Annotated in this window: 25 protein-coding genes; 18 read left to right on the top strand and 7 right to left on the bottom strand. The window is 44.6% G+C overall.

All coding sequences use genetic code 11. From position 1 onward, the window contains the following. Nucleotides 1-50 precede the first annotated feature (50 nt). From ACW5MY_RS19450 to ACW5MY_RS19425, 6 genes are all read left to right on the top strand, one after another. Nucleotides 51-929, top strand: a complete 879-nt coding sequence (locus ACW5MY_RS19450; protein ID WP_013354247.1) for a YitT family protein — start codon at nucleotides 51-53, stop codon at nucleotides 927-929. A 113-nt stretch (nucleotides 930-1,042) separates the two neighbouring features. After that, a complete protein-coding gene (locus ACW5MY_RS19445) occupies nucleotides 1,043-1,498 on the top strand; it encodes a MarR family winged helix-turn-helix transcriptional regulator (protein WP_289394473.1) in 456 nt (151 codons plus the stop codon). 12 nt (nucleotides 1,499-1,510) lie between these two features. Continuing rightward, a complete protein-coding gene (locus tag ACW5MY_RS19440) occupies nucleotides 1,511-2,149 on the top strand; it encodes a nitroreductase family protein (RefSeq protein WP_013354245.1) in 639 nt (212 codons plus the stop codon). Between the two features lie 30 nt (nucleotides 2,150-2,179). Then, the gene (locus ACW5MY_RS19435) at nucleotides 2,180-2,548 is read left to right on the top strand and encodes a DUF1304 domain-containing protein (protein WP_013354244.1); all 369 of its coding nucleotides are present in this window, start codon (nucleotides 2,180-2,182) and stop codon (nucleotides 2,546-2,548) included. Between the two features lie 374 nt (nucleotides 2,549-2,922). Further along, on the top strand, nucleotides 2,923-4,143 hold the full coding sequence (locus ACW5MY_RS19430) for an MFS transporter (RefSeq protein WP_013354243.1): 1,221 nt from the start codon (nucleotides 2,923-2,925) through the stop codon (nucleotides 4,141-4,143). 50 nt (nucleotides 4,144-4,193) lie between these two features. Beyond that, nucleotides 4,194-4,703 carry a DinB family protein gene (locus ACW5MY_RS19425; RefSeq protein WP_013354242.1) on the top strand — a complete coding sequence of 170 codons (510 nt, stop codon included), beginning with the start codon at nucleotides 4,194-4,196 and terminating at the stop codon, nucleotides 4,701-4,703. 69 nt (nucleotides 4,704-4,772) lie between these two features. On the opposite strand, the gene ACW5MY_RS19420 is transcribed toward ACW5MY_RS19425, so the two are convergent. The 5 genes from ACW5MY_RS19420 to ACW5MY_RS19400 all read right to left on the bottom strand — a co-directional run bounded on the left by ACW5MY_RS19420 (nucleotide 4,773) and on the right by ACW5MY_RS19400 (nucleotide 10,914). Then, entirely contained in the window at nucleotides 4,773-5,432 is a 660-nt protein-coding gene (locus ACW5MY_RS19420) for a GntR family transcriptional regulator (RefSeq protein ID WP_013354241.1), read from the bottom strand. A gap of 78 nt (nucleotides 5,433-5,510) precedes the next feature. Beyond that, nucleotides 5,511-7,055, bottom strand: a complete 1,545-nt coding sequence (locus ACW5MY_RS19415; RefSeq protein ID WP_014472414.1) for a glycoside hydrolase family 32 protein — start codon at nucleotides 7,053-7,055, stop codon at nucleotides 5,511-5,513. A gap of 73 nt (nucleotides 7,056-7,128) precedes the next feature. After that, nucleotides 7,129-8,547: a glycoside hydrolase family 68 protein gene (locus tag ACW5MY_RS19410; protein ID WP_013354239.1), complete on the bottom strand. Its 1,419-nt coding sequence runs from the start codon at nucleotides 8,545-8,547 to the stop codon at nucleotides 7,129-7,131. Nucleotides 8,548-8,894: 347 nt separating this feature from the next. Then, nucleotides 8,895-9,803 (bottom strand): DMT family transporter, encoded by a 909-nt coding sequence (locus ACW5MY_RS19405; RefSeq protein WP_258565402.1) that lies wholly within the window; start codon nucleotides 9,801-9,803, stop codon nucleotides 8,895-8,897. 181 nt (nucleotides 9,804-9,984) lie between these two features. Further along, nucleotides 9,985-10,914, bottom strand: coding sequence for a manganese-dependent inorganic pyrophosphatase (locus tag ACW5MY_RS19400; protein WP_013354237.1), 930 nt, complete (start codon nucleotides 10,912-10,914; stop codon nucleotides 9,985-9,987). A gap of 206 nt (nucleotides 10,915-11,120) precedes the next feature. On the opposite strand from ACW5MY_RS19400, the gene ACW5MY_RS19395 reads away from it, so the two are divergent. Next, nucleotides 11,121-11,492: a winged helix-turn-helix transcriptional regulator gene (locus tag ACW5MY_RS19395; RefSeq protein ID WP_013354236.1), complete on the top strand. Its 372-nt coding sequence runs from the start codon at nucleotides 11,121-11,123 to the stop codon at nucleotides 11,490-11,492. 36 nt (nucleotides 11,493-11,528) lie between these two features. On the opposite strand, the gene ACW5MY_RS19390 is transcribed toward ACW5MY_RS19395, so the two are convergent. Further along, the gene (locus ACW5MY_RS19390) at nucleotides 11,529-12,014 is read right to left on the bottom strand and encodes a spore coat protein (RefSeq protein ID WP_014471311.1); all 486 of its coding nucleotides are present in this window, start codon (nucleotides 12,012-12,014) and stop codon (nucleotides 11,529-11,531) included. A 133-nt stretch (nucleotides 12,015-12,147) separates the two neighbouring features. Between ACW5MY_RS19390 and ACW5MY_RS19385 the strand changes: the two genes are divergently transcribed. The 10 genes from ACW5MY_RS19385 (at nucleotide 12,148) to ACW5MY_RS19340 (ending at nucleotide 22,231) form a co-directional block, all read left to right on the top strand. Continuing rightward, nucleotides 12,148-12,300, top strand: a complete 153-nt coding sequence (locus tag ACW5MY_RS19385) for a hypothetical protein (protein WP_004393059.1) — start codon at nucleotides 12,148-12,150, stop codon at nucleotides 12,298-12,300. 244 nt (nucleotides 12,301-12,544) lie between these two features. Next, nucleotides 12,545-13,480 (top strand): YybS family protein, encoded by a 936-nt coding sequence (locus ACW5MY_RS19380; protein WP_088613779.1) that lies wholly within the window; start codon nucleotides 12,545-12,547, stop codon nucleotides 13,478-13,480. 30 nt (nucleotides 13,481-13,510) lie between these two features. Continuing rightward, on the top strand, nucleotides 13,511-15,490 hold the full coding sequence (locus tag ACW5MY_RS19375; RefSeq protein WP_193351155.1) for a DHH family phosphoesterase: 1,980 nt from the start codon (nucleotides 13,511-13,513) through the stop codon (nucleotides 15,488-15,490). After that, nucleotides 15,487-15,936 (top strand): 50S ribosomal protein L9, encoded by a 450-nt coding sequence (gene rplI / locus ACW5MY_RS19370; protein ID WP_013354231.1) that lies wholly within the window; start codon nucleotides 15,487-15,489, stop codon nucleotides 15,934-15,936. The genes ACW5MY_RS19375 and rplI overlap by 4 nt, the downstream gene beginning before the upstream one ends. A gap of 140 nt (nucleotides 15,937-16,076) precedes the next feature. Beyond that, the gene (locus ACW5MY_RS19365; RefSeq protein WP_013354230.1) at nucleotides 16,077-16,664 is read left to right on the top strand and encodes a serine/threonine-protein kinase; all 588 of its coding nucleotides are present in this window, start codon (nucleotides 16,077-16,079) and stop codon (nucleotides 16,662-16,664) included. A gap of 63 nt (nucleotides 16,665-16,727) precedes the next feature. Continuing rightward, a complete protein-coding gene (locus tag ACW5MY_RS19360) occupies nucleotides 16,728-17,378 on the top strand; it encodes a PIG-L deacetylase family protein (protein WP_041481689.1) in 651 nt (216 codons plus the stop codon). Beyond that, nucleotides 17,375-18,703: a glycosyltransferase family 4 protein gene (locus tag ACW5MY_RS19355; protein WP_061574034.1), complete on the top strand. Its 1,329-nt coding sequence runs from the start codon at nucleotides 17,375-17,377 to the stop codon at nucleotides 18,701-18,703. The genes ACW5MY_RS19360 and ACW5MY_RS19355 overlap by 4 nt, the downstream gene beginning before the upstream one ends. Next, nucleotides 18,700-19,887 carry a carboxylate--amine ligase gene (locus ACW5MY_RS19350; RefSeq protein WP_013354227.1) on the top strand — a complete coding sequence of 396 codons (1,188 nt, stop codon included), beginning with the start codon at nucleotides 18,700-18,702 and terminating at the stop codon, nucleotides 19,885-19,887. The genes ACW5MY_RS19355 and ACW5MY_RS19350 overlap by 4 nt, the downstream gene beginning before the upstream one ends. Continuing rightward, nucleotides 19,880-20,935: a phosphotransferase gene (locus tag ACW5MY_RS19345; protein WP_289394050.1), complete on the top strand. Its 1,056-nt coding sequence runs from the start codon at nucleotides 19,880-19,882 to the stop codon at nucleotides 20,933-20,935. The genes ACW5MY_RS19350 and ACW5MY_RS19345 overlap by 8 nt, the downstream gene beginning before the upstream one ends. A gap of 33 nt (nucleotides 20,936-20,968) precedes the next feature. Next, the gene (locus ACW5MY_RS19340; RefSeq protein WP_088030706.1) at nucleotides 20,969-22,231 is read left to right on the top strand and encodes a glycosyltransferase family 4 protein; all 1,263 of its coding nucleotides are present in this window, start codon (nucleotides 20,969-20,971) and stop codon (nucleotides 22,229-22,231) included. A gap of 304 nt (nucleotides 22,232-22,535) precedes the next feature. Here the strand turns inward: ACW5MY_RS19340 and ACW5MY_RS19335 are convergent, their stop codons facing one another. Then, nucleotides 22,536-22,679, bottom strand: coding sequence for a YycC family protein (locus ACW5MY_RS19335; protein WP_013354224.1), 144 nt, complete (start codon nucleotides 22,677-22,679; stop codon nucleotides 22,536-22,538). Between the two features lie 118 nt (nucleotides 22,680-22,797). On the opposite strand from ACW5MY_RS19335, the gene ACW5MY_RS19330 reads away from it, so the two are divergent. Then, nucleotides 22,798-23,007, top strand: a complete 210-nt coding sequence (locus ACW5MY_RS19330; RefSeq protein WP_013354223.1) for a hypothetical protein — start codon at nucleotides 22,798-22,800, stop codon at nucleotides 23,005-23,007. Nucleotides 23,008-23,015 lie beyond the last annotated feature (8 nt).

Here is a 23,015-nt window from a genome sequence, read left to right as displayed (position 1 = left end):
TCAATTATGGTATATTTAAATAAGACAAAATAATTGAAGCGGGGAATGAGATGAGTACAATCGAAAAACAAAAACGTAAGAAATCCAGAGCAAAATCTATCGTACGGGCTATTATGGTCATTATCGGCGGAATTATAGCGGCTTACGGGCTGGAAACCGTATTGATTCCGAATAGCGTATCTGACGGCGGGGTGACCGGACTCAGCATTGTCGGTTCACAGCTGTTTCATCTGCCTCTTGGGATCTTAATTGCGGCTATCAACATACCGTTTGTCTGGTTAGGATATAAGCAAATCGGGAAAAACTTTGCGTTTCTATCAATTATCGGTATTGCTTCACTTGCCGCGGGCACGGTTTTTTTCCACCACACTCCGGCAATCATTGAGGGAGACACCCTATTAATCACCGTTGTCGGCGGGATTATTCTTGGTTTGGGAATGGGATTGGCATTGCGTAACGGCGGCGCTTTAGATGGAATTGATATGCTGGCCGTGCTGCTGTCACGGAAATTGCCATTCGGCACGAGCGACCTCATTTTATTTTTAAACATTTTTGTGTTTATTTTCGTTTCATTTGTGTTCGGGCTGCAAGGCGCTTTGCTTTCCGTCATTGCTTACTACATTGCGTCTAAGGTTATTCATGTGGTTGAAGAAGGTTTAAGCGGTTCTAAAACATTTCAGATTATCACCAACGAGCCTGCATTAATGGTAGAGACAATTCGTGAGGAATTGGGCCGCAGCGCTACTTACAAAGAAGCATACGGCGGTTTTTCCCATGAAAAATTCAAAGAAATTACATGTGTCATCAACCGTTTGGAAGAAACCAAACTGAAGGAAATTATTAATGACATTGATAAGCAAGCCTTTGTGACGGTCTATGATGTGGCTGAAGTAAAAGGCAGTAATTTCAGAAAAGTTCATAATCATTAAGAGCTGCCGTTAACCGGCAGCTTTTTTTAAAAAAAGGAGAAAAAACTTGCAAAAAAAGAATGATGGATGTATATTGTTGATGTATCAAACATTGACTAGTCAATTAATTTTGCATAAGAAAGTGGGGATGGGTTTTGACAACATGTTGTTCACAGGAAGGCGAGATTTTATATCAGCTTCAATCACTGCATAAAGTGATCGGAGCAAAATTTGAAGCGTGCACCGGAATCAGCCAATCCCGCCTTGAGCTTCTCGCCGTGCTCTTTCACGTTGATGAGATCAGCCAAAGCGATCTTCAGAAAAAGGTGAATATTGATGGCGCAGCCGTTACAAGACACTTGAGACAGCTTGAAGCCAAAGAAATGGTCACAAGAAGACGGAAGCCCGAGGACAACCGAATCATACTTGTCAGGCTTACTGAACAGGGGCGGGAGAGAATTGAGACTTCCAAAAAAGAGAAGGAGCGTTTCATAAAGGAAATGCTTGCCGGCGTCAGCGCGGAAGAACGCAGTATGTTAAAGAACGTATTATCACAGATGCAGAAAAATATAGAGAATATGAAAGCATAGGAGTGTTTACACATGAAAACAGAACTGAAAACAAATGATTTTATGGACATTATGAAAGGCCGCCGTTCTATTCGGAATTATGATCCGGCCGTAAAAATCAGCAAAGAAGAAATGACTCAGATCCTGGAAGAAGCAACGACAGCGCCGTCTTCAGTCAACGCGCAGCCGTGGCGCTTTCTCGTAATTGACAGCCCGGAAGGAAAAGAAAAACTCGCACCGCTTGCAAGCTTTAACCAAACACAAGTCAGCACATCTTCTGCGGTTATCGCGGTTTTTGCAGATATGAAGAATGATGAATATTTAGAAGAAATTTATTCAAAAGCAGTCGAACTGGGCTATATGCCGCAGGAAGTAAAAGACAGACAAATTGCTGCTTTGACGGCACATTTTGAAAAACTGCCGGAGCAAGTGAACCGTGAAACCATTCTGATTGACGGAGGTCTCGTTTCCATGCAGCTGATGCTTACGGCCCGCGCGCACGGCTATGACACAAACCCGATCGGCGGCTACGACAAAGAAAAGATCGCCGACGTTTTCGGACTGGAAAAAGACCGTTATGTACCGGTTATGCTTTTGTCAATCGGAAAAGCGGCGGACGAAGGATATGCTTCCTACCGTCTCCCTATCGAAACGATCGCACAATGGAAATAATTTTGAAGTAAAGCTGAGAGGAGAGAGACAGTGGACATTATTGCAGCTGTTTTAGTCGGAATCGTAGCCTTAGAACATGTATTTATCATGATACTTGAAATGTTTTTTATCAATTCGAAGGCTGCCAAGCGGTCTTTCAATTTGCCGAAGCATTTAGAAGGTGATCGGAATGTAGCGGTCATGTTTGCAAATCAAGGTCTGTATAATGGATTTCTGGCTGCCGGCCTCATTTGGGGGCTGATCCTCGGAGCTGATCCGGTTGGTCATATGATTCAAATGTTTTTCGTCATTTGTGTGGTCATAGCGGCCATTTTCGGAGGCTTTACTTCAAACAAATCAATTATCGTAAAACAAGGACTTCCGGCTGTTTTAGCGCTTATTTTTCTTTTATTGGCGTAAGCAGACGGAGTGAGGGCTTCCGGGAAGGAAGCCCTTTTTATCATTCTTTATTGGAGGAACGTATCTCCATTTACAAACATTGGAACTGTGGAGTGGTGAGCGGATTTGGTTTCTCCGTTTTGCCTTATATTACGGTGAAAAATGGAAGGTTCCCTTGGACGGGGCCTTTGTGTCGCTGGTTCTTGAGATGATTTTGGGGTTAATTTTAAAGCCGATGCGCGTAAGCATCGGCTTGTTTTTGCGGCAGGGAATCTCTCTGCTCATAAAAGCTTAATAGATGGAGCGGACTCCATGTCAATCTGTGTTTTTATAAGATTGCTGGTCAGCGGTTATGGTATGATTTACATAATCAGGGAGCGGGGGTTTTGCAGAGGATGAATATGAGGAGAGCGTATTATTCTATTTTATACAGCCAGACCGCTGTCAACTTGGGGTTCTCCCTTTATACGATGGCTGTCATCTTGTTTTTGTTTACAAAAACCGGTTCGACGGCGATGGCCTCTCTTATGACGTTCGTCAGCATTGTATTTCGCGTATTGGGCAGCGCCGTTTTGCCGCTGGTTACCGGCCGGTTCACGCTTCGGTCTTTGCTGATCGGTTCTCAATTGATACAGGTGATACTGTTAGTCTGTTTGTTTTATGTCATCCAAACCGGTTCATCCGCTTTCTTTTTTCTGCTGTTTTGTCTGATCGGAGGGATTTCTTTTTGCAACGGATGGTTCGCTCCGGTAAAAAGCGCGCTGATCGGAGAAATCATTCCCCCTGATCAAAGGGTAAAAGCGAACGGCTTATTATCTGCGGCTGATCAGACCGTTCAGTTTGCGGGCTGGTCTTTGGGCGGCGTCATCATCGCGTTTTTGGGAGAAAGCTATACGATTATCATCACTGTCATGTTACTGGTTTCTTCGGTTTTGGGCATCATTCTGTTTCTTCAAGTGCACATGTGCGCTCCGCCGGAAGCAGTCAGGAGACGTTCACTTTTTGCAAGTGCGGCAAGCGGCTGGGCGTATTTATTTCGGCAAAAACAGCTGAGAATCCTCATTGTGATGGATGTGATCGAATCGTGGGCGGGCATGATATGGATCGGGTCTGTGTCCTTAACGTATGTGCATGATGTACTTCATAAAGGAGAAGCGTGGTGGGGATACGTGAACGGAGTCTATTATGCCGGGACGATGCTGGGCGGATTGATCATATATAGGTTATCCGGTAAGTTTGAGCGCAACCTCATTCCGTTTATGCTGACGGGAGCCCTGGCATATGGAATGTTCACTTTTATTTATGGACTGATCAGCAGCGCCGTTCTGGCCCTCTTTCTGGTGCTGTGCATGGGGCCCGCTTGTGTATTAAGAGATCTGACACAGGAAACATTTCTTCAAAACATCACGACCGAACAGACACGAGTCAATATATTAGCGGCGAGATCAGCTTTAGTTCAGTTTATCTTTATGTTTTCCATTATCGGAACGGGGGTTATCTCGGATGTATTCGGCGTGCGGTTTATTTATGTCGGCGCGGGTCTTCTTTTATTATTTTCGGTTATTATCGGATTTTCGCAGCTGCAAATGAAGAAAACGGTACAAAGCCGTATGTAGCGTGGTATAATTAAGAACGTACGTTCTATATCGAGAGAGGAGAGGGTTTTGTGGGACATCCGGCACTGCAATTGTATGATTATCATCTTTGGGCAAATCAGCAAATATTCACCCGGCTTAAAGAGCTTCCGGAGGATGTGTACCGTAAGGAGATTCAAAGTGTCTTTCCATCGATAGCCGATGTATTGACTCATGTGTATTTGTCGGATAAGGGATGGTTTGATGTGTTCTCCGGAGAGCGTCTGGAGGATACGCTGAAATCAGCTGATCAGCAAAAAGAGGAGATCTTGTCTAAAGAGATAGAAGAGCTGGAAGATATGTTTTTGGAATTATCAGACCGATATCAACTATTTTTGCAAAAAGAAGAAAATATCAGCCTTCCCCTTGAAATAGAGCATCCATCAGGTGACATTATGAAAACCGCGGCGGCCGATATGGTTCTCCATGTTGTGAACCACGGAACGTATCATCGCGGGAATATAACAGCCATGCTCAGACAGATGGGGTATGCTTCTGTGCCGACGGATTACGGTATTTATTTATATATAAACAAAAAGTAAACAAGACAGCCAGCGCGGCTGTCTTGTGAAAAAATCCAAATCATATGATTTGGATTTTTCGTTTCGCTATTACATGTTTTGCAGGCGTTCTAAACTGTATTTCCAATTTGCCTCAAGCGCTGCTAGGGCAGCGCCGTCATCCTGCTGTTCTAATGCGTGAATGATATCAGAGTGTTCGTTATATGATCTGTTTAACGCGTCGTTCTCACTGAAATAGCGGATTTCCATTCTCTGAATTTTTACTTTCAGGCTGACAAGCAATTTGTGAAGCTCAACGTTGTCCGCAAGCAGAATGATGCGATGATGAAATGCATTATCCGCTTCCAGAATGGCCATTTTATCGCCGTCTTTCATCGTTTGAAGCAGATCCTCATTAAGCTGTTTTAATTCCTGAATCACTGCAGCGTCCATATGAGGGAGGGCTTGCTGCATTGCGAGTTTTTCAAGCGTCCAGACAATGGAATATAAGTTTTCCGCTTCTTTTACCTCAATCGGAGCGACAAGCGTCCATCTGTTTGCCTTTGTTATTACCAAGCCGTCATCTTCCAATCGCAATAACGCTTCTCGTATCGGGGTGCGGCTGATTCCTAATGTTTCTGACAGTTCCTTGTCCTTTAACTTTGTTTCCGGTTTGAGCTTGCCCGTTATGATCCAGTTTCTGAGCGTGTGATACACTTCGTCCCGCATGATGGTTCTTTTCAGCACAGGTTCTTTGTTTTGATTATCCAATGGAACACCTCATGAATCGTAATATACATATCTGCATTTTAACACAGTCCGGACGCTGATAAGAAATGAAGAGGGAGCCTAAGGATGAATCGAACCGAGATGCTTCATCTCAATATGCTGAAAGTCAGCGGTACCGCCTTCAGAAAAGAGGGTAATGCCCTGATCTTCGGCTTTTGGGAACACTTCATTGGTCAGGACGGTTTTTCCGTCGTCTGCAAATACTTCAATACTTGTTTTATCCACGAGAATTTTCAGGTGGACGCGGCCCTTGTTGCCGTCGAATGGCGCTTTGCTTTCGGCGTATGTTCCGGTTTTATCAGGCTGGTCTGTAAACGATCTGTTTACATAGGCATAGCCGTCTTCTGTTGAAATACCGACATCAATATGCCGCTTTTGGTCTGCTGATTCTCTGAGTCTGACGCCTGCATTTTTGATATCAGACCAAGCGATATCCATATCAAGCTGATACGTATCACCCTTGATCGGCAGTGTCTCAGAACCGTTCACCTGTTTGTCTTCAATGCTGTCAGTTGAAGAGGTTAATTGGTTCAATGCTTCAACCGGCTCTGACATCAGGCTGTATGTGCCGCCGTCCTGCTGCTGAAGGCGGATTTCACGAACGATAGAATCCGTGCCGTTAAAGCCGTTCTTTATTGTCGGTGTTTCATCCGGATAATCCCAATTGTTCATCCATGCCAGCGCATAGCGTTTTGTCAGCGGATCTTTGCTGTTGCCGTCTTCAAATGTGACGCCGCCGTACCAGTCAAAGCCGTAATCGAGCCATTGCGGTTCTGCTTGATCGGCAGTAAATTCTTTCCCGTCAAAGTTTCCGGTCCAATAAGCGTACGTATTCGGTTTGCCCTGAGGTTTGCCGTTTGCGCTTGCGCCGAGAATCCACTTGGTCGTTCCGTCATCTGCACGCATCATATAAAGGTCGGGGCATTCGACGAGGCCGATCTCCTGCGTGATAAAACCGCCCGTGTATTGCCAATTTTTTAAATCGGGTGATTCATAAAAACCGATTTTTTCGCCTTCGGCCATGGCCATCACCCATTTGTCATCCTGCTCATCCCAGATCACTTTCGGGTCCCGGAAATCCTTAGTGCCAGGGTTTTTCATAACGGGCTGATCACTATAGGATGTAAATGTTTTTCCTTTATCCGTGCTGTACCATAAATATTGTTCCTGTGCTTGTGTTTTGGCAGTCGGCTGTGTTGTTACGGCGACCAGTGCGTTTTCGCCGAAGCCTGCCGTGTTGTGCTTATCAATGACGACAGAACCGGACCATATATCGCCGTTTTGGTTGGTGTATTTCGGAATAGCCGTGCCTTCATCCGTCCAGTGCACCAAGTCCTCTGATACGGCGTGCCGCCATTCTGTGCCGTTGCCGTTCGGATAGTCCCGATTATAAAGATAGTAGTAATGATATTTCCCCTCGAAAAAAATCGGTTTTTGAGGGTCGTTTTTCCATTTGTCCGGGGTCGTAAAATGATACGCCGCCCGGTAATCCGTCTTATGCGCCGTGTTTGTTTCAGAGGAATTGTGGTTTTTGTCCGGCAGTAATCCGACAAACAGGAACGCACCCAGAAAGATCAATATTGCAATGGGCCATTTTCGTGCCATAGTTGAATTCACCATCTTGTTGAGAAATAAAAGAAAATGCCAATGAAGTATCGGCATTTTCTTTTTGCTGTTATTAGTTGACTGTCAGCTGTCCTTGCTCCAGGATGCTGTTTTTGACAACGGATGTTTTATTGCCTTTGATGTTCATTAAGAAGCTTGGCGCAAATGTTGCCTTTTTATCCTCGAAGAAGCCTCTGTTTGTCATGTAGCTTGTGATCACGACATTGTTGCCTTTGGCTTGCGGCACTGCGAAGTGAGAGTAAGTGAATGTCACATCGTTTGGATCAAGACCCATTTGCAGCACAAGCCCTGTTTTGTTCAGCGGCTTGTAAGGGCCGGTTAAAGAGTTTGATACATAACCAAGCATGTAAATATCGTTTGAGTTAATACCATCGATCGTCATTTTTGAACCGCGTGAATCAGTGAACAAGTACCATTTGCCGTTCATTTTGAAAACATTCGCGCGCTCGATTTCATCAGTTACCGTGTTTGAAGTGATCAGCGGCTTCATTACTTTTTTCAATGTGTAATCATTATTTAACTCTATGATACCGAGGGCGCCGTTCGCTAACTCAGCATCGCGTTTTTTAGCGCTCTGCTGAAGCTTCTGGCTTTCTTTACGGAAGAAGTTCGTGCCGCCGCCGTAGTACGCTTTGTTAAATAAAGATTCTTCGCCTTGGTATCCGTTTTCTGTTCCCGTGTTGGCTTCGAATACAAGGTATTTATGGCCTTTGTCTTCAACGTAGTGAGGGTCTCTCAGCGTATGGTTGTCGCCGGATGTATAATTGCCTTCATCGATAAACTGCTGAACGTTCTGATATGTTTTTCCGTCTCCGTCAAAAATCGTTTTGTGATCTTCCACTCCGTTGATTTTGAGTGTGTCATCAGATTTTGACACATTTACCTGCGCTGTTGTCAGGCTTTGTTTGCCGTAATGTTTACCGGAATAGTCAGTGTAGAATAAACGGATTTTTCCGTCAGATGTAAAGGTTGCAGAACCGGACCATTCTTGCGTCTGATCTTTCAGGATCGGATCGTTGGCGTCGAACTTATCGCTGTCTTTAAAGACACGGCCCGCGTTTTTCCAGCTGTCGATTGAGTTGTCGCCGACCTTTTGATAAAACATGTAGATTGATGTGTCATCAGCGTCTTTCGGGCTTCCCGCAAGAGCAAACACAACGTGATAGCCGTTGTATTCAGCTACTGTTCCGTCAGCGTTTTGCAGCGGCCAGCTGTCCCACACATCAAGTCCTTTTGCAGACTCAATATTTTTAATCGTTGATTGATCGAATTGAGGCACTTGGTATTTTTCGTTTTGCTGCTGTTTAGGGATCTGCAGCATATCATGGCGTGTAATATGAGAGACGCCGTACGTTTCTTTGTATGCTTTTTGGTTATTTTCTTTCGCGAAGGCTTGAGTCGCTCCTCCTGCCAGAAGTGCAGTCGTAAAAGTCAGAACTGTGGCTTGTTTTACAATTTTTTTGATGTTCATGTTCATGTCTCCTTCTGTATGTACTGTTTTTTGCGATCTGCCCTTTCGATCCTCCCGAATTCATGGATGGCAGGTTTGTTACAGAAAAAAAGACCCAAAATATGTAAGGGATGACGCCAAAGAATACACTTTGCCCTTAACACATTTTAGGTCTTGCCTGCTTTATCAGTAACAATCCTGCGTGATTTACTTTTCGACCTCATTCTATTAGACTCTGATTCTATTGACAACTGGTCTATTTTCCTCTTTTGAATGATAGTAAAACGAAAAAAGGCCTTTTAATTTATGGGTAATTGAGACTAAAGGGTGCTTCAGGCCTAGGGAAAAACCTCTCTAAAAAAGAGAGGTTATTTTTTCTTGATAGATAATAAAGCGATGGTGGCTAAAATCAGTAAAGTACCCAGCCATTCTGATATTCCGAAGGGAACATGCAGCCAGATCACCGCTAAAAAAGCTGCTGACAGCGGCTCTGCACAGGCGAGGAGGCTGGTTTCAGAGGCACTCAGATATTTCAGGCTTTCCAAATAGCAATAAAAAGCGATGAGCGTTCCGAAAATGATGATAAACACGATCGCGGCATATGCGGACAACGACCATTGGCCTTCAAACTTCCAAGGCGGCTGAATCAGGCTGAGAACGGCTCCGCCGATCAGCATGCCCCATCCGACAATAATGGCGGAGCCCCATTTCTTCAAAAGCCGATGCGGCTGGAGGGTGTAAAACGCCAGCGCAAATGCCGAGCTGATGCCCCAAAAAACAGCCAGACCGGATATAGACAGGCTGCCGACATTCCCGTGCGTGACCAAAATAAATGTGCCTGCAACCGCTAATAAGACAGCCATCAGTTCTTTTCCTGAAGGAATTCTCTTTGCGCGGATCGCTAAAAAGCAAGTAATAATGGCCGGCCCTAAATATTGGAGAACGGTAGCGGTGGCCGCGTTGCCGTACTCAATTGCCGCAAAATAGGTGTATTGAACGCCTAACATTCCGAAAATCCCGAATAAGAGAAGAGGAATTCTGTCCTGCTTGTCTTTCCAAACGGCCCATATGCGCCCTTTTTCTTTTCGGTACGCAATCCCGAGCAGAAGTACGCCTGACAGAAGCAGGCGCACTGAAGTCAGCCATTCTGTATTAAAATGGCGGTGCTGAAACAGATACTGGGCAACCGTCCCTGAGACACCCCATAAGATAGCACCTGTAAGCACAAGCCAAATTCCTGTTGTTCGTGAATAAGAAAGAGAAGCGTGTTTTTCCAGCGTATAAACCCCCGATTCTGTTGTTGTTGCGCTGATTTACAATAATTAGAAAATGCGCGCTTTGTGTGTGATATATTATATACCACATATCAAAATGCGTCAAAGTGATTTGTCAGGGTATACGCTTACAAAATCGCGATGCTATAAAAAAACACCCCGGCAGGTGTCCGGGGTGTTTTGGTTATTCTGCAATCGCATCTGTTAAAACAGGAACGACTTGTTTCTTTCTGGATACAACGCCTCTCAAAAGAGCCGTGTTGTTTTCTAACGTGACGTCGAACGCTTTCTCCACTTTTGGCGCTTGATCACCGATGGCAAGCGCTAGAGAATCGTTTTCCAAAATGTCCGTAATTACAAGAAGGAACAGATCAAGGTTTTTCTCAGCAATTACTTTTGAAAGAGCCGCTTCTAATTCCGGCTGACGCTTTTTGACATCTTCAATATCAACTGTGTTAACTTGGGCGATTTCGACTTTTTTGCTGCCGAGTGTGAACTCTTTCGCATCAAGAGAAATCAGCTCTTCCACAGTTTTCTTGCTTAAGTCCGCGCCTGCTTTCAGCATGTTTAAGCCGTACTCTTCCGCATCTACGCCGGCAATTTCAGCAAGCTCTTTTGCCGCCGCGATATCTTGCTCTGTGCAAGTCGGAGATTTAAATAACAGAGAGTCAGAAATAATTGCTGACAGCATGAGGCCCGCAATTTCTTTCTCGATTTTCACGTTATTTTCTTTGTACATTTTGTTTAAGATTGTAGCCGTACAGCCGACTGGCTCAGCACGGTAGTAAAGAGGTTCCGCTGTTTCGAAGTTAGCGATACGGTGGTGGTCGATCACTTCAAGAACCTGAACGTCTTCGATATCCTTAATGCTTTGCTGGCGTTCATTGTGGTCAACAAGGATGACGCCGTTTACTTCGTTTGCGGCTGTTTCCACGAAACGCGGGCTTTCCTGCTTGAAATAATCAAGCGCGTATTGTGTTTCGCCGTTGACTTGTCCGAGACGGACAGGCTCAGCGTTGAAGCCGAGTTTATTTTTTAGATCAGCATAGGCAATGGCAGAGCAAATGGTATCTGTGTCTGGGTTTTGATGTCCGAAAATAAGAATTTTTTCCATAATAACTCCTTGTCCTTTTTTGTAGTGTAAACAATCTTTTTATAGTTTAACACGTCTTGCGGAGGGTGTAATCTTCAAAACCTTAAAAATTGATGTGAAAAAGAAGCGTTTTTGTTGAGAGGGAGAGATGATTGCGAGTAAAATACTGGGTAAGTCAGATGCTAATCAGCATATAGTATCAAAAAAGGTACTATGGAGGATGAAAAATGAACATATATCCGAATAAAGAAGGTTGTCCGGTTGAGCTGACGCTTTCCGTTATCGGCGGAAAGTGGAAGGGCATTTTGTTTTATCATATGATCGGCGGAAAAAAGCGGTTTAATGAATTTCGGCGCATTTGTCCCAGCATTACGCAGCGTATGCTGACGCTTCAGCTTCGTGAGCTTGAGGCGGACGGCATCGTGCATCGCGAGGTGTATCAGCAGGTGCCTCCAAAGGTGGAGTATTCACTGACCGAATTCGGCAGGTCGCTTGAACCGATCGTGCTGCAGATGAAGGAATGGGGAGATGCCAACCGGGAGTTTCTTGAGACATACCGGGAAAAAACGTCTCCTCGAGATCAGTCCGTTCAAAAATAAGAAGCAGCAAAGGATGACATTCCTTGCTGCTTTTTTTTATTTCATCGCGATGGCCTTTCTGGCGTTGCGAACGTCGTTTTTCAGTAATTCACTCAGGTTATGAGCCGGATAATGACCGTGTTCTTCCATATACTCAAAGACCATTTGATGCCACTTGATGGCCGCGTTTAAGTGCTTGACGAAGACGGTCCTTAATTGAGGTGTGGCCGTCTCTGTAATGGCTCCAGCGTAATTGCGCACGGACGTTTTGGCCATGCTCAGCAGGCCGCCGCTGTAAAAGGAGGAATCAGCGCGCTCTTCTGTTTCATCTTCACGAAAGCCGGGTGCTTCAGGGAAGAAAGGAAGCAGCTCACGCAGATTTTGTTCCAGCGAATGGATGGAAAATCTGTAAAGCTGTTTTAGTCTGGCATCGCTGACTTCCCGTTCTGTTCTTTTTAATTTCACAAGTCCGTTTGCCTGGAAAGCGACTAACTCGTGCAATTCTAACGTTTCATGCCATGCTAATGTTCTCCGCTCAGTCATGTTGTAAGAATCTCCTTTATCCTTCATTTTCACTATCAGCATATGCCCCGGTTCCGATGTTGTTCCTGATGTTTTGAAGTTTCCAGAAAGGGAAAATCAATGTAAAGGAAATACGAAACAGAGGTGAAACTATATGTGGGACATGATAAAGAACTTCTTCCTTTTCAGCAGCGGTGTTTTACAGGCAACCACTCTCTTACTTATCGTTATCGTCTTGTTATATGTACGAAAAACCAAAAAGAAAAACAGAGATACTTCTGGTTTCATGGATGATCAGGATCACTGATACAACGGGCATTCTTTCACGGGGATGTCCGTTTATCTGTTTCAATGTTTCACATGGAACATTGCGGCTGCCCGCGCTCATTTTACTTACGATTTTGACTTATGTTAAAATATATACGTGTATTTTGGAGAGTTTATGGAAAATTCAGGTCTTGAATGAGACATTGCGGCGTCAAAAGAGCAGTCGTCTAAGCTGCTCTTTTCTATTCGTATGTTCAGAATGATACAAGGTTTGAGGTGAGTAAGTGAAAAATACAAGGGCTCTAATAGAAGGCGCCATTTTGATCAGTATTTTTGCAATCATTTCCCTTTTGGTCGTGTACCTCCCTTTACTGGGGGCGGTTCTTCTCTTTGCTTTGCCGCTGCCGATCATTCTTTATACCATTAGGCACGGTCTGAAGCCGGGGATATGGATGGGTCTTGCCAGCCTTCCTGTCAGTTTTATTGTGAGTTCGTTTGCCGGGCTTACAGGCGCTTTTACGGCGGTCTGTACGGGAATCGCTATGGGATATTACTTTAAAAAGAAACAGCCCGGTTATGCGGTTGCATCCGGCGCTTTGGCGTATGTGCTGTGCGGCGTCGTTTTTTTTGTAGTCAGCATCGTGTTTCTTAATATGAATGTGGTTGATAACACCATGTCCCAGCTTCGGGAGTCGCTGTCTGTGGCAGATGCCATGTCAAAGCAGCTGGGTTACGGAGATCAGTTCGGGAAGCAGATGAAACTGATGGAAAATCAGCTGAGCACGCTTCAATATCTTTTTCCGGCCGCGCTCGTATTGATCGGTGTTGTTTTTGCTTTCATCAGTTATGCGATGGCAAGGCCGCTTTTAAGGCGATTCTACCCCGATCTTCCGAAGATGAAGCCTTTTAGAGAGCTCAAACTCCCGCAAAGCGTTGTCATTCTGTACTTTATTGTGACGATATTAGGGTTTCTGCATTTGGAAAAAGGGCATATGCTGTATTCGGTTTCATTGAATGGGGGATTTATTCTCAGCTTGCTGATTTGTATTCAAGGATTAGCGTTTATTTTTTTCTACTGTCATGAGATGGAGATGCCAAAAGCCGTTCCTGTATTAGCGATTGTGCTGGGTGTGCTTTTTCCGTTCATCCTGTCCGTGTATCTCCTCTTAGGCATCATTGACATAGGCTTTAACATAAGAAATAAGGTGACGCGAAATTGAGTGTGACTTACAGGTGGGGAGTTGATAGAAATGCCTAGTTTTTATGAAAAACCGTTGTTTCGGTATCCCATCTATGCATTGATTGCATTATCAATCATCATAATCCTCATCAGCATCTGCTTTAACTGGGTGATAGGAGCCGTCGGCGTTGTGCTGCTCGCCGTGATCTTGTTTTTCATTAAGCGTGCGGATTCTCTGATCAGAAGAGAAATTGACGATTATATCTCCACGTTATCGTATAGATTGAAAAAAGTAGGCGAAGAGGCATTAATGGAAATGCCTATCGGGATTATGCTGTTTAATGATCAATATTACATTGAGTGGGCGAATCCGTTTTTGTCTTCCTGCTTTAATGAAAGCACGCTCGTCGGGCGCTCGCTGTATGACACATGTGAGGCCGTCGTGCCGCTGATCAAGCAGGAGGTCGATTCGGAAACGATCACCTTGAATGAGCGGAAATTTAAAGTGGTGATTAAAAGAGATGAGCGCTTGCTTTATTTCTTTGATGTGACAGAACAGATTCAGATTGAAAAGCAGTACGAAAATGAGAGAACCGTGCTGGCATATGTCTTTTTAGATAATTACGATGATGTCACACAGGGGCTGGATGACCAAACGAGAAGCACGATGAACAGCCAGGTCACCTCATTATTAAATGCATGGGCGCAGGAGTACGGCATTTTCCTGAAGCGGACGTCCTCGGAGCGGTTTATCGCAGTGTTAAATGAACACATATTAACGGAGCTTGAAAACGCGAAGTTTTCGATTTTGGATGAAATCCGTGAAAAAACATCCGTTCACACTGTATCTTTGACCCTCAGCATCGGCATCGGCGCATCGGTTTCTTCCTTGAAGGAGCTTGGAGATCTGGCGCAGTCCAGTCTCGATCTGGCTCTCGGCCGCGGAGGCGACCAAGTGGCGATCAAAATGCCGAACGGCAAGGTGAAATTTTACGGCGGCAAAACGAATCCGATGGAGAAGCGCACAAGGGTGCGTGCACGGGTGATTTCCCACGCGCTCAAGGAAATTGTATCAGAAAGCAGCAATGTCATTATCATGGGGCATAAATTTCCTGACATGGACGCAGTCGGAGCCGCAATCGGAATATTGAAGGTGGCGCAAGCCAACGGCAAGGAAGGCTACATCGTCATTGATCCGAACCAGATCGGATCAAGTGTTCAGCGCCTGATTGAAGAAATTAAAAAATACGAAGAGCTGTGGTCGCGGTTTATCACGCCGGAAGAGGCGATGGAAATTTCAAATGATGACACGCTGCTTGTCGTCGTGGATACACATAAACCGTCCTTTGTGATGGAAGAGCGTCTCGTGAACAAAATCGAGCACATCGTTGTGATTGACCACCACCGAAGAGGCGAGGAATTTATTAAAGATCCGCTGCTCGTTTATATGGAGCCATACGCTTCATCCACCGCGGAACTCGTGACGGAGCTGCTTGAGTACCAGCCGAAGCGGCTCAAAATCAATATGATTGAAGCGACGGCCTTGTTAGCTGGTATAATAGTGGATACGAAGAGCTTTTCCCTTCGCACGGGCTCGCGGACGTTCGACGCCGCTTCTTATTTAAGAGCGAAAGGCGCAGATACGGTTCTGGTGCAGAAAGTCCTCAAAGAATCGGTCGGTTCTTATATCAAGCGGGCGAAGCTGATCCAGCATACATCTCTATATAAAGAAAATATCGCGATTGCTTCTCTACCTGAGAACGAAGAGGAGTACTTTGACCAGGTGCTGATTGCGCAGGCGGCCGATTCCCTCTTATCGATGAGTGAAGTGGAAGCTTCATTTGCCGTAGCCAGACGGGATGAACATACGGTGTGCATCAGTGCGAGATCGCTTGGCGAGGTCAATGTGCAGATTATTATGGAGGCGCTGGACGGCGGAGGGCATTTAACCAATGCGGCGACCCAGTTATCGGGCATTTCTGTTTCCGAAGCGCTTGTCCGGCTGAAGGAAGCCATTGATGAATATTTTGAGGGAGGCGTTCAGAGATGAAGGTTATTTTCTTACAAGATGTAAAAGGTAAAGGAAAAAAAGGGGAAATGAAAAACGTAGCAGACGGTTATGCACATAACTTTCTCATTAAAAAAGGTCTCGCTGTCGAAGCAAATGCGACAAACGTGAGCGCATTGAAAGGACAGAAAGAAAAAGAGAAAAAAGAAGCGATTGCTGAGCTTGAAAGAGCGAAAGACTTAAAAGAAACGCTTGAACAGCTGACTGTTGAGCTGAGTGCCAAATCCGGTGAAGGCGGCCGCCTATTCGGATCTGTCACAAGCAAACAGATTGCAGAAGCGCTGCAAAAAACGCATAAAATTAAAGTGGATAAACGGAAACTGGAGCTTCAAGACGGTATCCGTACACTGGGATATACAAATGTGCCTGTAAAGCTGCATCCTGAGGTTCAGGCCGTGCTGAAGGTTCACGTAAAAGAAGAAGCGTAATATCAAATGAAAAACCCGCCGATCCGGCGGGTTTTTTTTATGTCATCAGAGGCGCATCGCAAGAAAATGATAAGAATGTTTCATATCCGAAGGTTATCAAATTGCATATTATATTACATCATAACGAAGGATGTGTCGGTATGAAGCGATTTTTTTCTGAAAACTTCTTTCAAAACTCTGAGAATAAAAAGGTGCTGGAGGACTATCCGCTGATCGGCAAGGGAAAAGACGGGGAAGTCTACCTCTTAACACCTAACCAATGTATAAAATATTTTTTTGAAGAAGAGACATGCAAGAAGGAATTGGCCGCTTTTCAGATCGGACAAGTTTCACCGGTGATTCCAAGACTGCATGAATACGGAGATCATTATATTGTGATGGAATATGTCCAAGGCACCTCCCTTGCCAGCCATATCAAAACAGAAAAATCTCTATCCGCAGAACTGACAGCTGCTGTTTTAAATATGCTGGATGAATTAAAGGATCTCGGTTTTACCAGATGGGATGCCGAAATCAGGCACATTCTGATCAACGAAGACGGTGAACTTAAAGTCATCGACCATAAAAGAGCCTTTTCTTCCGATGCCCGAGTGCCCGTAAAACTGTTAAAAGGGCTGGAAAAATACGGCTTGGCGGCTGAGTTTTTGACCACCGTGAAAAAATTAGATCCGTCACGTTACCTGGAATGGCAGCTGCACATGCAAGTTTCTGAAAATCCGCACATGTAAGTTTCCTTTTTTTGGGGTCGTCATATGATACTTGTAACATTTGTTTGGTGGAGTGTGGAAAAAATGGAAGAATACATTATGGTCATCGGTGCTCATCCTGATGATGAACTATTGGGGTCAGCAGGCACCATAAAACGGCTGATCAATGAAGGATATAAAGTGATTTCCATTATTACGGCATTAGGCAGAAAAGAAGAAGCGCATCACATTAAGCAATTACGGGCGAATCAAGAGCTCGGAATTGAGAAAGTCATCTTTTTAGAGCATACGAATTTAGAACTTGAATGTATCCCTCTTCATAAGCTTGTCAAAGAATTAGAACAGCTCATTCGCGTCTATCAGCCTGATAAAATCTTTACTCATCATTACGGTGATATCAATATGGACCACCAGAGAACATTCCAAGCAGTTTTGACAGCCGCCAGACCTCTTCCGAATCAAAAGCCTATTGAACTGCTTACGTTTGAAACGCTGTCTTCAAGCGAGTGGGAGAGGAATACGGCTGATAAACTCTTCAAGCCCAATTACTTCGTTGATATCACAGAGACGATGGACGACAAACTTGCGGCGCTTCACCACTATGACGTAGAAATGAGGGATTTTCCTCATCCCCGTTCATATGAAGGCGTTAAACATTTAGGAAGAGTCAGAGGGATGACAGCGGGCGTAGAATACGCCGAGGCATTTGAAGTCGTACGGAGGATCTGGAAATGAACGAGATGTTTACCATCCCATATCCATATATGGTCCAGACGCTTGATCAGTACTACGGGGTCAAAACACGCCCGCAAAAAAAGACAGCAATCAAGACCCAGATGAAACAGTCACATCGTATTCCGCGAGTATACAGGAAGAAAAAGAAGTTATCCATCCTGATTGCCACATTTTGGGACTACCCGCACACCGGCGGTTTATCCAACTATATTAAAACACTTAGTGAGGGACTGAAAAGGAGAGGCCATAAGGTGGATATCATATCCCCCAATCAGTTTCCTTCCGCAAAAGTAAAAAAACTGCGGACGGCTGTTGTTCCGTTATTAAAAGATTTCTTTAGAGACAGATACGGGGATTATAACGATCATATTTTGAGAAATAATCGGCTGATGTTCATATATGAGCAAATGCTTCAAAAGATGAATCTGGGAAAATATGATGTGTTTCATGCTCAGGATTTATTTACAGCCAATATATTAGGCAGATTCAACCGCATCTATAAAAAACCTTTATTGTTTACACCGCATGGCATGTTTACTTTCAACAGACTTAAATTTCACATATTTAAAAAAGGCTCGGTAGAAGAGGCTTATTACAAAAAACTAGAGATGAAAGCCATTGAATACTCAGATCGCCTGATTATTATCAGCGATACGTTTCGCAGCCCGCTGATGAAGCTTGGAGCCGTACAGGAAGACATGACAACGGTGGTCACAGGAATCGATTACGATGCAAAAACAGGCTTGAAAAAGAAAACGCCGTTACCGAAAAATAAAATCATCATCTCATGTATTGCGAGATTAGGCCCGAGAAAAGGGCATAATCATTTGCTGGACGCACTTTCTCGAATTCCGGCTAATGTACTTGATCATGTAGAAGTGCTGATCGTGGGCGACGGAGAGAGAAGGAGCGCTCTGGAGGAACAGGCTCGAAAACTGAAACTATCAATGGTCTCCTTTTTAGGAAAAAGAGATGATGTTCCCGCTATTTTGGAAGGGACGGACATATTCGTACTGCCGACCATTAATGATAGTCTGCCCATTTCTATTATTGAAGCGATGTTCAGCGGCTCGGCCATCATCGCGACCGATTGCGGCGGCATCCCGGATCTGATCCGCCATAACAAAACGGGGCTTATTGTCGAGCCGGGCAATGCAAAGGATCTTGCCCGGGCATTAGCGTTTTTTATCTCTAACAAACCTGCGCGGCAGAGAGCTGCTTTAAATGCAAAGGCCTACGCAGAGAAATATTTAAGCAGTGAGACGATGATAAAAAATATCGAATCCATTTATCAAAATACCATCAAACTCGGAGGGAAATCATGAAACATGAACATGCGGCCGTTGTACTTGATTTCAGTGCAAACGGGATCGGGATGATTCGAAGCCTGGCCCGAAGAGGAATAGATGTTTACGCGTTTGACACGGAGGGACCTTATCGTATCGGAAAATCAAGATTAGCAGATTGCGGGATATGTCCCAGTCCTTTAACACAAGAGGAAGAACTTCTGTCATTTCTGACTGATTTCGGGAAGCGATTTCAAGCAAAACCGGTTCTGTACGCAGGATCTGATGATTATGCGGGATTTATATCTAAATTCCGCAAAACATTAGCCGGTTTTTTTTTATTTTTGCTTCCGAGCCACTCTCTGTTAGAAACGGTTTTAGATAAAAGCAAAGCATATGAACTGGCGTTGAAGCATAACATCCCCTGCCCGAAAACCTTTTTTCCGAACAATCAGGATGAATTGGAAGAGGCCATCGCCAATATTGAGTTTCCGTGTATTTTAAAACCGGTGTCCGGCCATGAATACAGGAAAAAAGTAAACAAGAAAGCAATTGTGATGAAGGATGCGGCACAATTGCGCAAGGAGTTCAGCTCCTACAGAGAAAATGGAAAACTGCTCGTGCAGGAAATCATTCCCGGAGACAATCATTGTTTTTATAAAGTCGCCACTTTTTATGATGACCAAATGAAATTAATGGGCTTATTTTCTCTGCAAAAAAACCATCAATTCCCTGCTGATTTTGGCGCGGGAGCTCATGTCGTGAGCAAACGGATTCCTGAATTAATTGAGAAGACCCTGCCGTTTTTTGAAGCGATTCAGCTGAAAGGAGTAGGCATGGCGGAATTTAAAAAGGACCCCCGTGACAATGTTTACAAATTCATAGAAATTAATCCGCGCTTTTGGCTCAGCCATAGTCTGACAGAACCGGCAGGCGTTCATTTTGTTTACATGTACTATCAGTATTTGACCGGACAGCATGTGAAGCCTCAGCTCGAGCAAAAAGAGGGAATCAATTGGATTTATGAGGTGCGTTACTTCTTAACGTTTTTGAAGAAACGAAAAAGAGGAGAAATGACGTTCCGGGATTTCTGGAAAGGGTGTAAAGGAAAAAAGGAGTATGCTCTTTTTGCTTGGAATGACCCAATGCCGTTTATCAGAAACACTTGGTCCCATCTCAAAAACAGCTGGAAACGGAAGCGGAAGGAAGATCAGCATGTCTGAAAAGGATATTTTGTATGAAGCATTTCAGAAACTGAGAATTGACGAAAAACTGTCGCATTCATTTGGCGAAAAGGCGGCTGTGAACCCGGATGACATCACATGCCTGAAAACAACAGACAGAAGCGCCATTTATAAACTGCTTGTGAAAAAGAAATCCGGCACCGTCCCGCTGATTTTGAAGGTGTATAAATCCTCCCGTGACAAAAACAAGGCCGAGATTAATATGTACAGTAAAGCCCGTGCCGTCTTAGGGGATTTGATGCCGGACATATATCTTATAGAAGAAAACGGCCGGGAAACGTGGATATTTATGGAGTTTGTCAGCCAGATCAGGGGACAGCTTACATTTCATCCTAAGCATTTTCGGTATATTATTCCGTCTGTTGCTGAACTGCACAGCCGCACCTTTGAAAACAAGAAAATTTCTGACGGGAAATGGCGGTCATGGCTGCCGGTATATGAATCGGAAACCATGAGGAAGGGGCGTAAAAAGCAGATCAAAAAGACAGCGGAATTACTGGATCGGGCCCTCAAAGATGATCGAACAAAGGATATCGTAAAGCCTCATTACCGGCAAATCGCAAACCTGCTGGAGCGAAAAGGGCCGGATTTTTTCCCTGAATTGATGCAAAACGGCTCAGCCATTACACATGGCGACCTTCATATGCAGAATATTTGCACCCACGATGCGTCCGGCCATGAACCGTGGGATATTCAATTCATCGATTGGGAATCAGCAAAATCCGCGCCGGTTTGGTTTGATATGACGGTGCTGGTTGAAATTCTGCTTGGCTTCAGAAAAGATTGGAGCCCGCACGCGGAAGACATTCGGACGTATTGCGTAAAAGTGTATACGAAAGAAATGAAAAAGCGGGGCATTCATTTTCAGACCCCACCTATGACGCTTTATAAAATGTCTTATTTGCAGAGGACACTTGAGAAAGGGCTTCATACCCAATTGCGGAGAATCTTCGACAATCGGGGAGGAGAGCTGCTCCCGTATCATGTAGACAAAGTGTCACAATGGGGGCGGGAATTAGGTTTATAGGTTTGAGAGGGGGGAGCGGATTTGAGAGAAGAGATGGTGCCTCTTGCCTTGTTGCGCGTCATGGATCAATTTTACGGAATCGAACCTCAAAGTGAGCAAGGGATGCTGCGTTCATTTTGTTCGGAAGGAAAAAGCTCCCCCAAAAGAAAGAAGCCATTGCGCATTTTGTACGCAACCTTTCTCCGTTACCCGAATGTCGGAGGATTGGCGAGTTATATCACGTCCGTTAAGACAGGTTTTGAGCGCATCGGTCATCATGCGGATGTCATCTCGCCGCTCCAAATGCCGCCTTCATTTTTTCAGGAAGATATCCCGCGGGCCGCTGATGAAGTCAGAGCGTTTCTTCTCGGCAGATACGGCGCCGCAAACGAAAAGCTTGTGAAGAATCTCAGCTATTTACATGTCTTTCAAAGATTTTTGAAGGAAAAAGATTTAGAACAATATGATCTGTTTCACGCGCAGGATTTATTTGCGGTATTTTTGCTGGGATACCTTAATCGAACATATCGGCGTCCTCTTTTCTTCACGCCTCACGGACATTTTACGAAAAGCCGGATGAAGTTTCATAAAATCCAAAAGGGTTCAATTGAGGAGGCATACTTCACTGAAATAGAAAAACAGGGCATTCGGGCTTCGGATAAAATCATTACCATCAGTGACTCCTTTCACGCGCCTTTACTGGAGTACGGCGCGAAGGAAACACAGCTGACGACTGTTTATACCGGCATTCACGTCCAGGATGCACCCAAGCCGAAACGTACTGAAAAGCTCGTGATTGTGTGTGTTTCACGTCTGACCGAGCGAAAAGGGCATGGTGTGCTGCTGGATGCCCTCGCGCAAATTCGGCAGCATTTATCGGGAGCCGAAATTTGGATAATCGGAGACGGGAAAATGCGGGGGTTTCTGGAAGAGAAGAGACGGAAATTGGGTCTTTCAAATGTGTTCTTCCTCGGAAAACGACGTGATGTGCCGGATCTTTTGGCTGAATCGTCTATTTTTGTGCTGCCCACATTGAATGATAATTTCCCCATAGCGGTCATCGAAGCTATGTTTTCCGGTAAAGCCATTATCACCTCTGAATGCGGAGGAATTCCTGAAATGATCCGGCATGAGAAAACAGGGCTTATCTGTCAGCCCGGCAATAGCCGCGAGCTTGCTGCTGCCCTCGTGTCATTGATTACGGATCAGTCTCTCAGAGAACGGCTCGGAAAAGAAGCAAAATCTTATGCCAGTCAGCATCTGCGTCAGGACATCATGGTTTCAAAAATAGACAGTATTTATCAATCATTTTTATAAAAGGTTCCATATTATAGGCGCAGGCATGACAGGTGTTTCAAGAGCAGATAAAAGGCCGGCGTTCGATATCCGGCCTCTTTTCCGGTGCTGCAGTATTGGTCAGCTGAGATTTTTGGTACCGTTCTTTTTAATCGAAGAGACAAGCTTTTGCCTGAATTGTTTCCGGATAATAAGAAGCCCTTCACTTTTCCCTCAGCGTATATGAATAAACGATAACGAATGTTTCACCGGAATTTTCTCTATAAAAAAAGAGGCGGAAAGCCATCGCTTCCGCCTCCCGCACATATATATGAGAGAGCAGCCTTTATTTGTGTTCGTTCTCTTTTTGGACTTCAGCTAATTTGGCAAGCAGAATGTGCTGAGGCATGTGCATGATTCTCTCAAACGGCATGTTCAGTGATTCTGCAAGCTTTTGTGCCGTTTCGGCGGAAATTTGCAGCGGTTTCATGTTATCACTCCTTCCGTTTCTTTATTGTACTAAAATCAAAAATCGATCGTAAGAGGATATGACAAAGAAATGGAGGTTTGAAAAGCCGGGCGTTATAACAGAATGGGGGAGGTTTTTTATGCAATCGCCATTAATGTTATTACAGATGAAGCTGGCTGATTATCAGAAAAAAGCCGCAGAACTGCGGACAATTGACGAATTTATCTTGCTGAAACAGACCTTGCAGGAAATGATGAAAGTATTTGCCGCCTGTGAAGAATGGGATCTGTATCAAAAAACGGCCGATCTCATGGCGCAGACAGTGCTGCGTATTCGCTTCATTGAATGAGAAAAGCC

This window comes from Bacillus sp. Bwzl_19, assembly GCF_054900515.1.
Note: the sequence above shows the minus strand (reverse complement) of the source record. Positions and strands in the feature narration are given on the sequence as shown.

Bases quoted from the DNA above. Each gene is read 5' to 3' on its own strand.
- ACW5MY_RS19360 (WP_041481689.1), top strand. From the start codon at position 16,728: ATGGAAGAATACATTATGGTCATCGGTGCTCATCCTGATGATGAACTA.
- ACW5MY_RS19385 (WP_004393059.1), top strand. From the start codon at position 12,148: ATGTGGGACATGATAAAGAACTTCTTCCTTTTCAGCAGCGGTGTTTTA.
- ACW5MY_RS19340 (WP_088030706.1), top strand. From the start codon at position 20,969: ATGGTGCCTCTTGCCTTGTTGCGCGTCATGGATCAATTTTACGGAATC.
- ACW5MY_RS19415 (WP_014472414.1), bottom strand. From the start codon at position 7,055: ATGGCACGAAAATGGCCCATTGCAATATTGATCTTTCTGGGTGCGTTC.
- ACW5MY_RS19410 (WP_013354239.1), bottom strand. From the start codon at position 8,547: ATGAACATCAAAAAAATTGTAAAACAAGCCACAGTTCTGACTTTTACG.
- ACW5MY_RS19450 (WP_013354247.1), top strand. From the start codon at position 51: ATGAGTACAATCGAAAAACAAAAACGTAAGAAATCCAGAGCAAAATCT.
- ACW5MY_RS19330 (WP_013354223.1), top strand. From the start codon at position 22,798: ATGCAATCGCCATTAATGTTATTACAGATGAAGCTGGCTGATTATCAG.
- ACW5MY_RS19395 (WP_013354236.1), top strand. From the start codon at position 11,121: ATGAACATATATCCGAATAAAGAAGGTTGTCCGGTTGAGCTGACGCTT.
- ACW5MY_RS19440 (WP_013354245.1), top strand. From the start codon at position 1,511: ATGAAAACAGAACTGAAAACAAATGATTTTATGGACATTATGAAAGGC.
- rplI (WP_013354231.1), top strand. From the start codon at position 15,487: ATGAAGGTTATTTTCTTACAAGATGTAAAAGGTAAAGGAAAAAAAGGG.
- ACW5MY_RS19430 (WP_013354243.1), top strand. From the start codon at position 2,923: ATGAATATGAGGAGAGCGTATTATTCTATTTTATACAGCCAGACCGCT.
- ACW5MY_RS19400 (WP_013354237.1), bottom strand. From the start codon at position 10,914: ATGGAAAAAATTCTTATTTTCGGACATCAAAACCCAGACACAGATACC.
- ACW5MY_RS19335 (WP_013354224.1), bottom strand. From the start codon at position 22,679: ATGAAACCGCTGCAAATTTCCGCCGAAACGGCACAAAAGCTTGCAGAA.
- ACW5MY_RS19390 (WP_014471311.1), bottom strand. From the start codon at position 12,014: ATGACTGAGCGGAGAACATTAGCATGGCATGAAACGTTAGAATTGCAC.
- ACW5MY_RS19375 (WP_193351155.1), top strand. From the start codon at position 13,511: ATGCCTAGTTTTTATGAAAAACCGTTGTTTCGGTATCCCATCTATGCA.
- ACW5MY_RS19345 (WP_289394050.1), top strand. From the start codon at position 19,880: ATGTCTGAAAAGGATATTTTGTATGAAGCATTTCAGAAACTGAGAATT.
- ACW5MY_RS19355 (WP_061574034.1), top strand. From the start codon at position 17,375: ATGAACGAGATGTTTACCATCCCATATCCATATATGGTCCAGACGCTT.
- ACW5MY_RS19365 (WP_013354230.1), top strand. From the start codon at position 16,077: ATGAAGCGATTTTTTTCTGAAAACTTCTTTCAAAACTCTGAGAATAAA.
- ACW5MY_RS19350 (WP_013354227.1), top strand. From the start codon at position 18,700: ATGAAACATGAACATGCGGCCGTTGTACTTGATTTCAGTGCAAACGGG.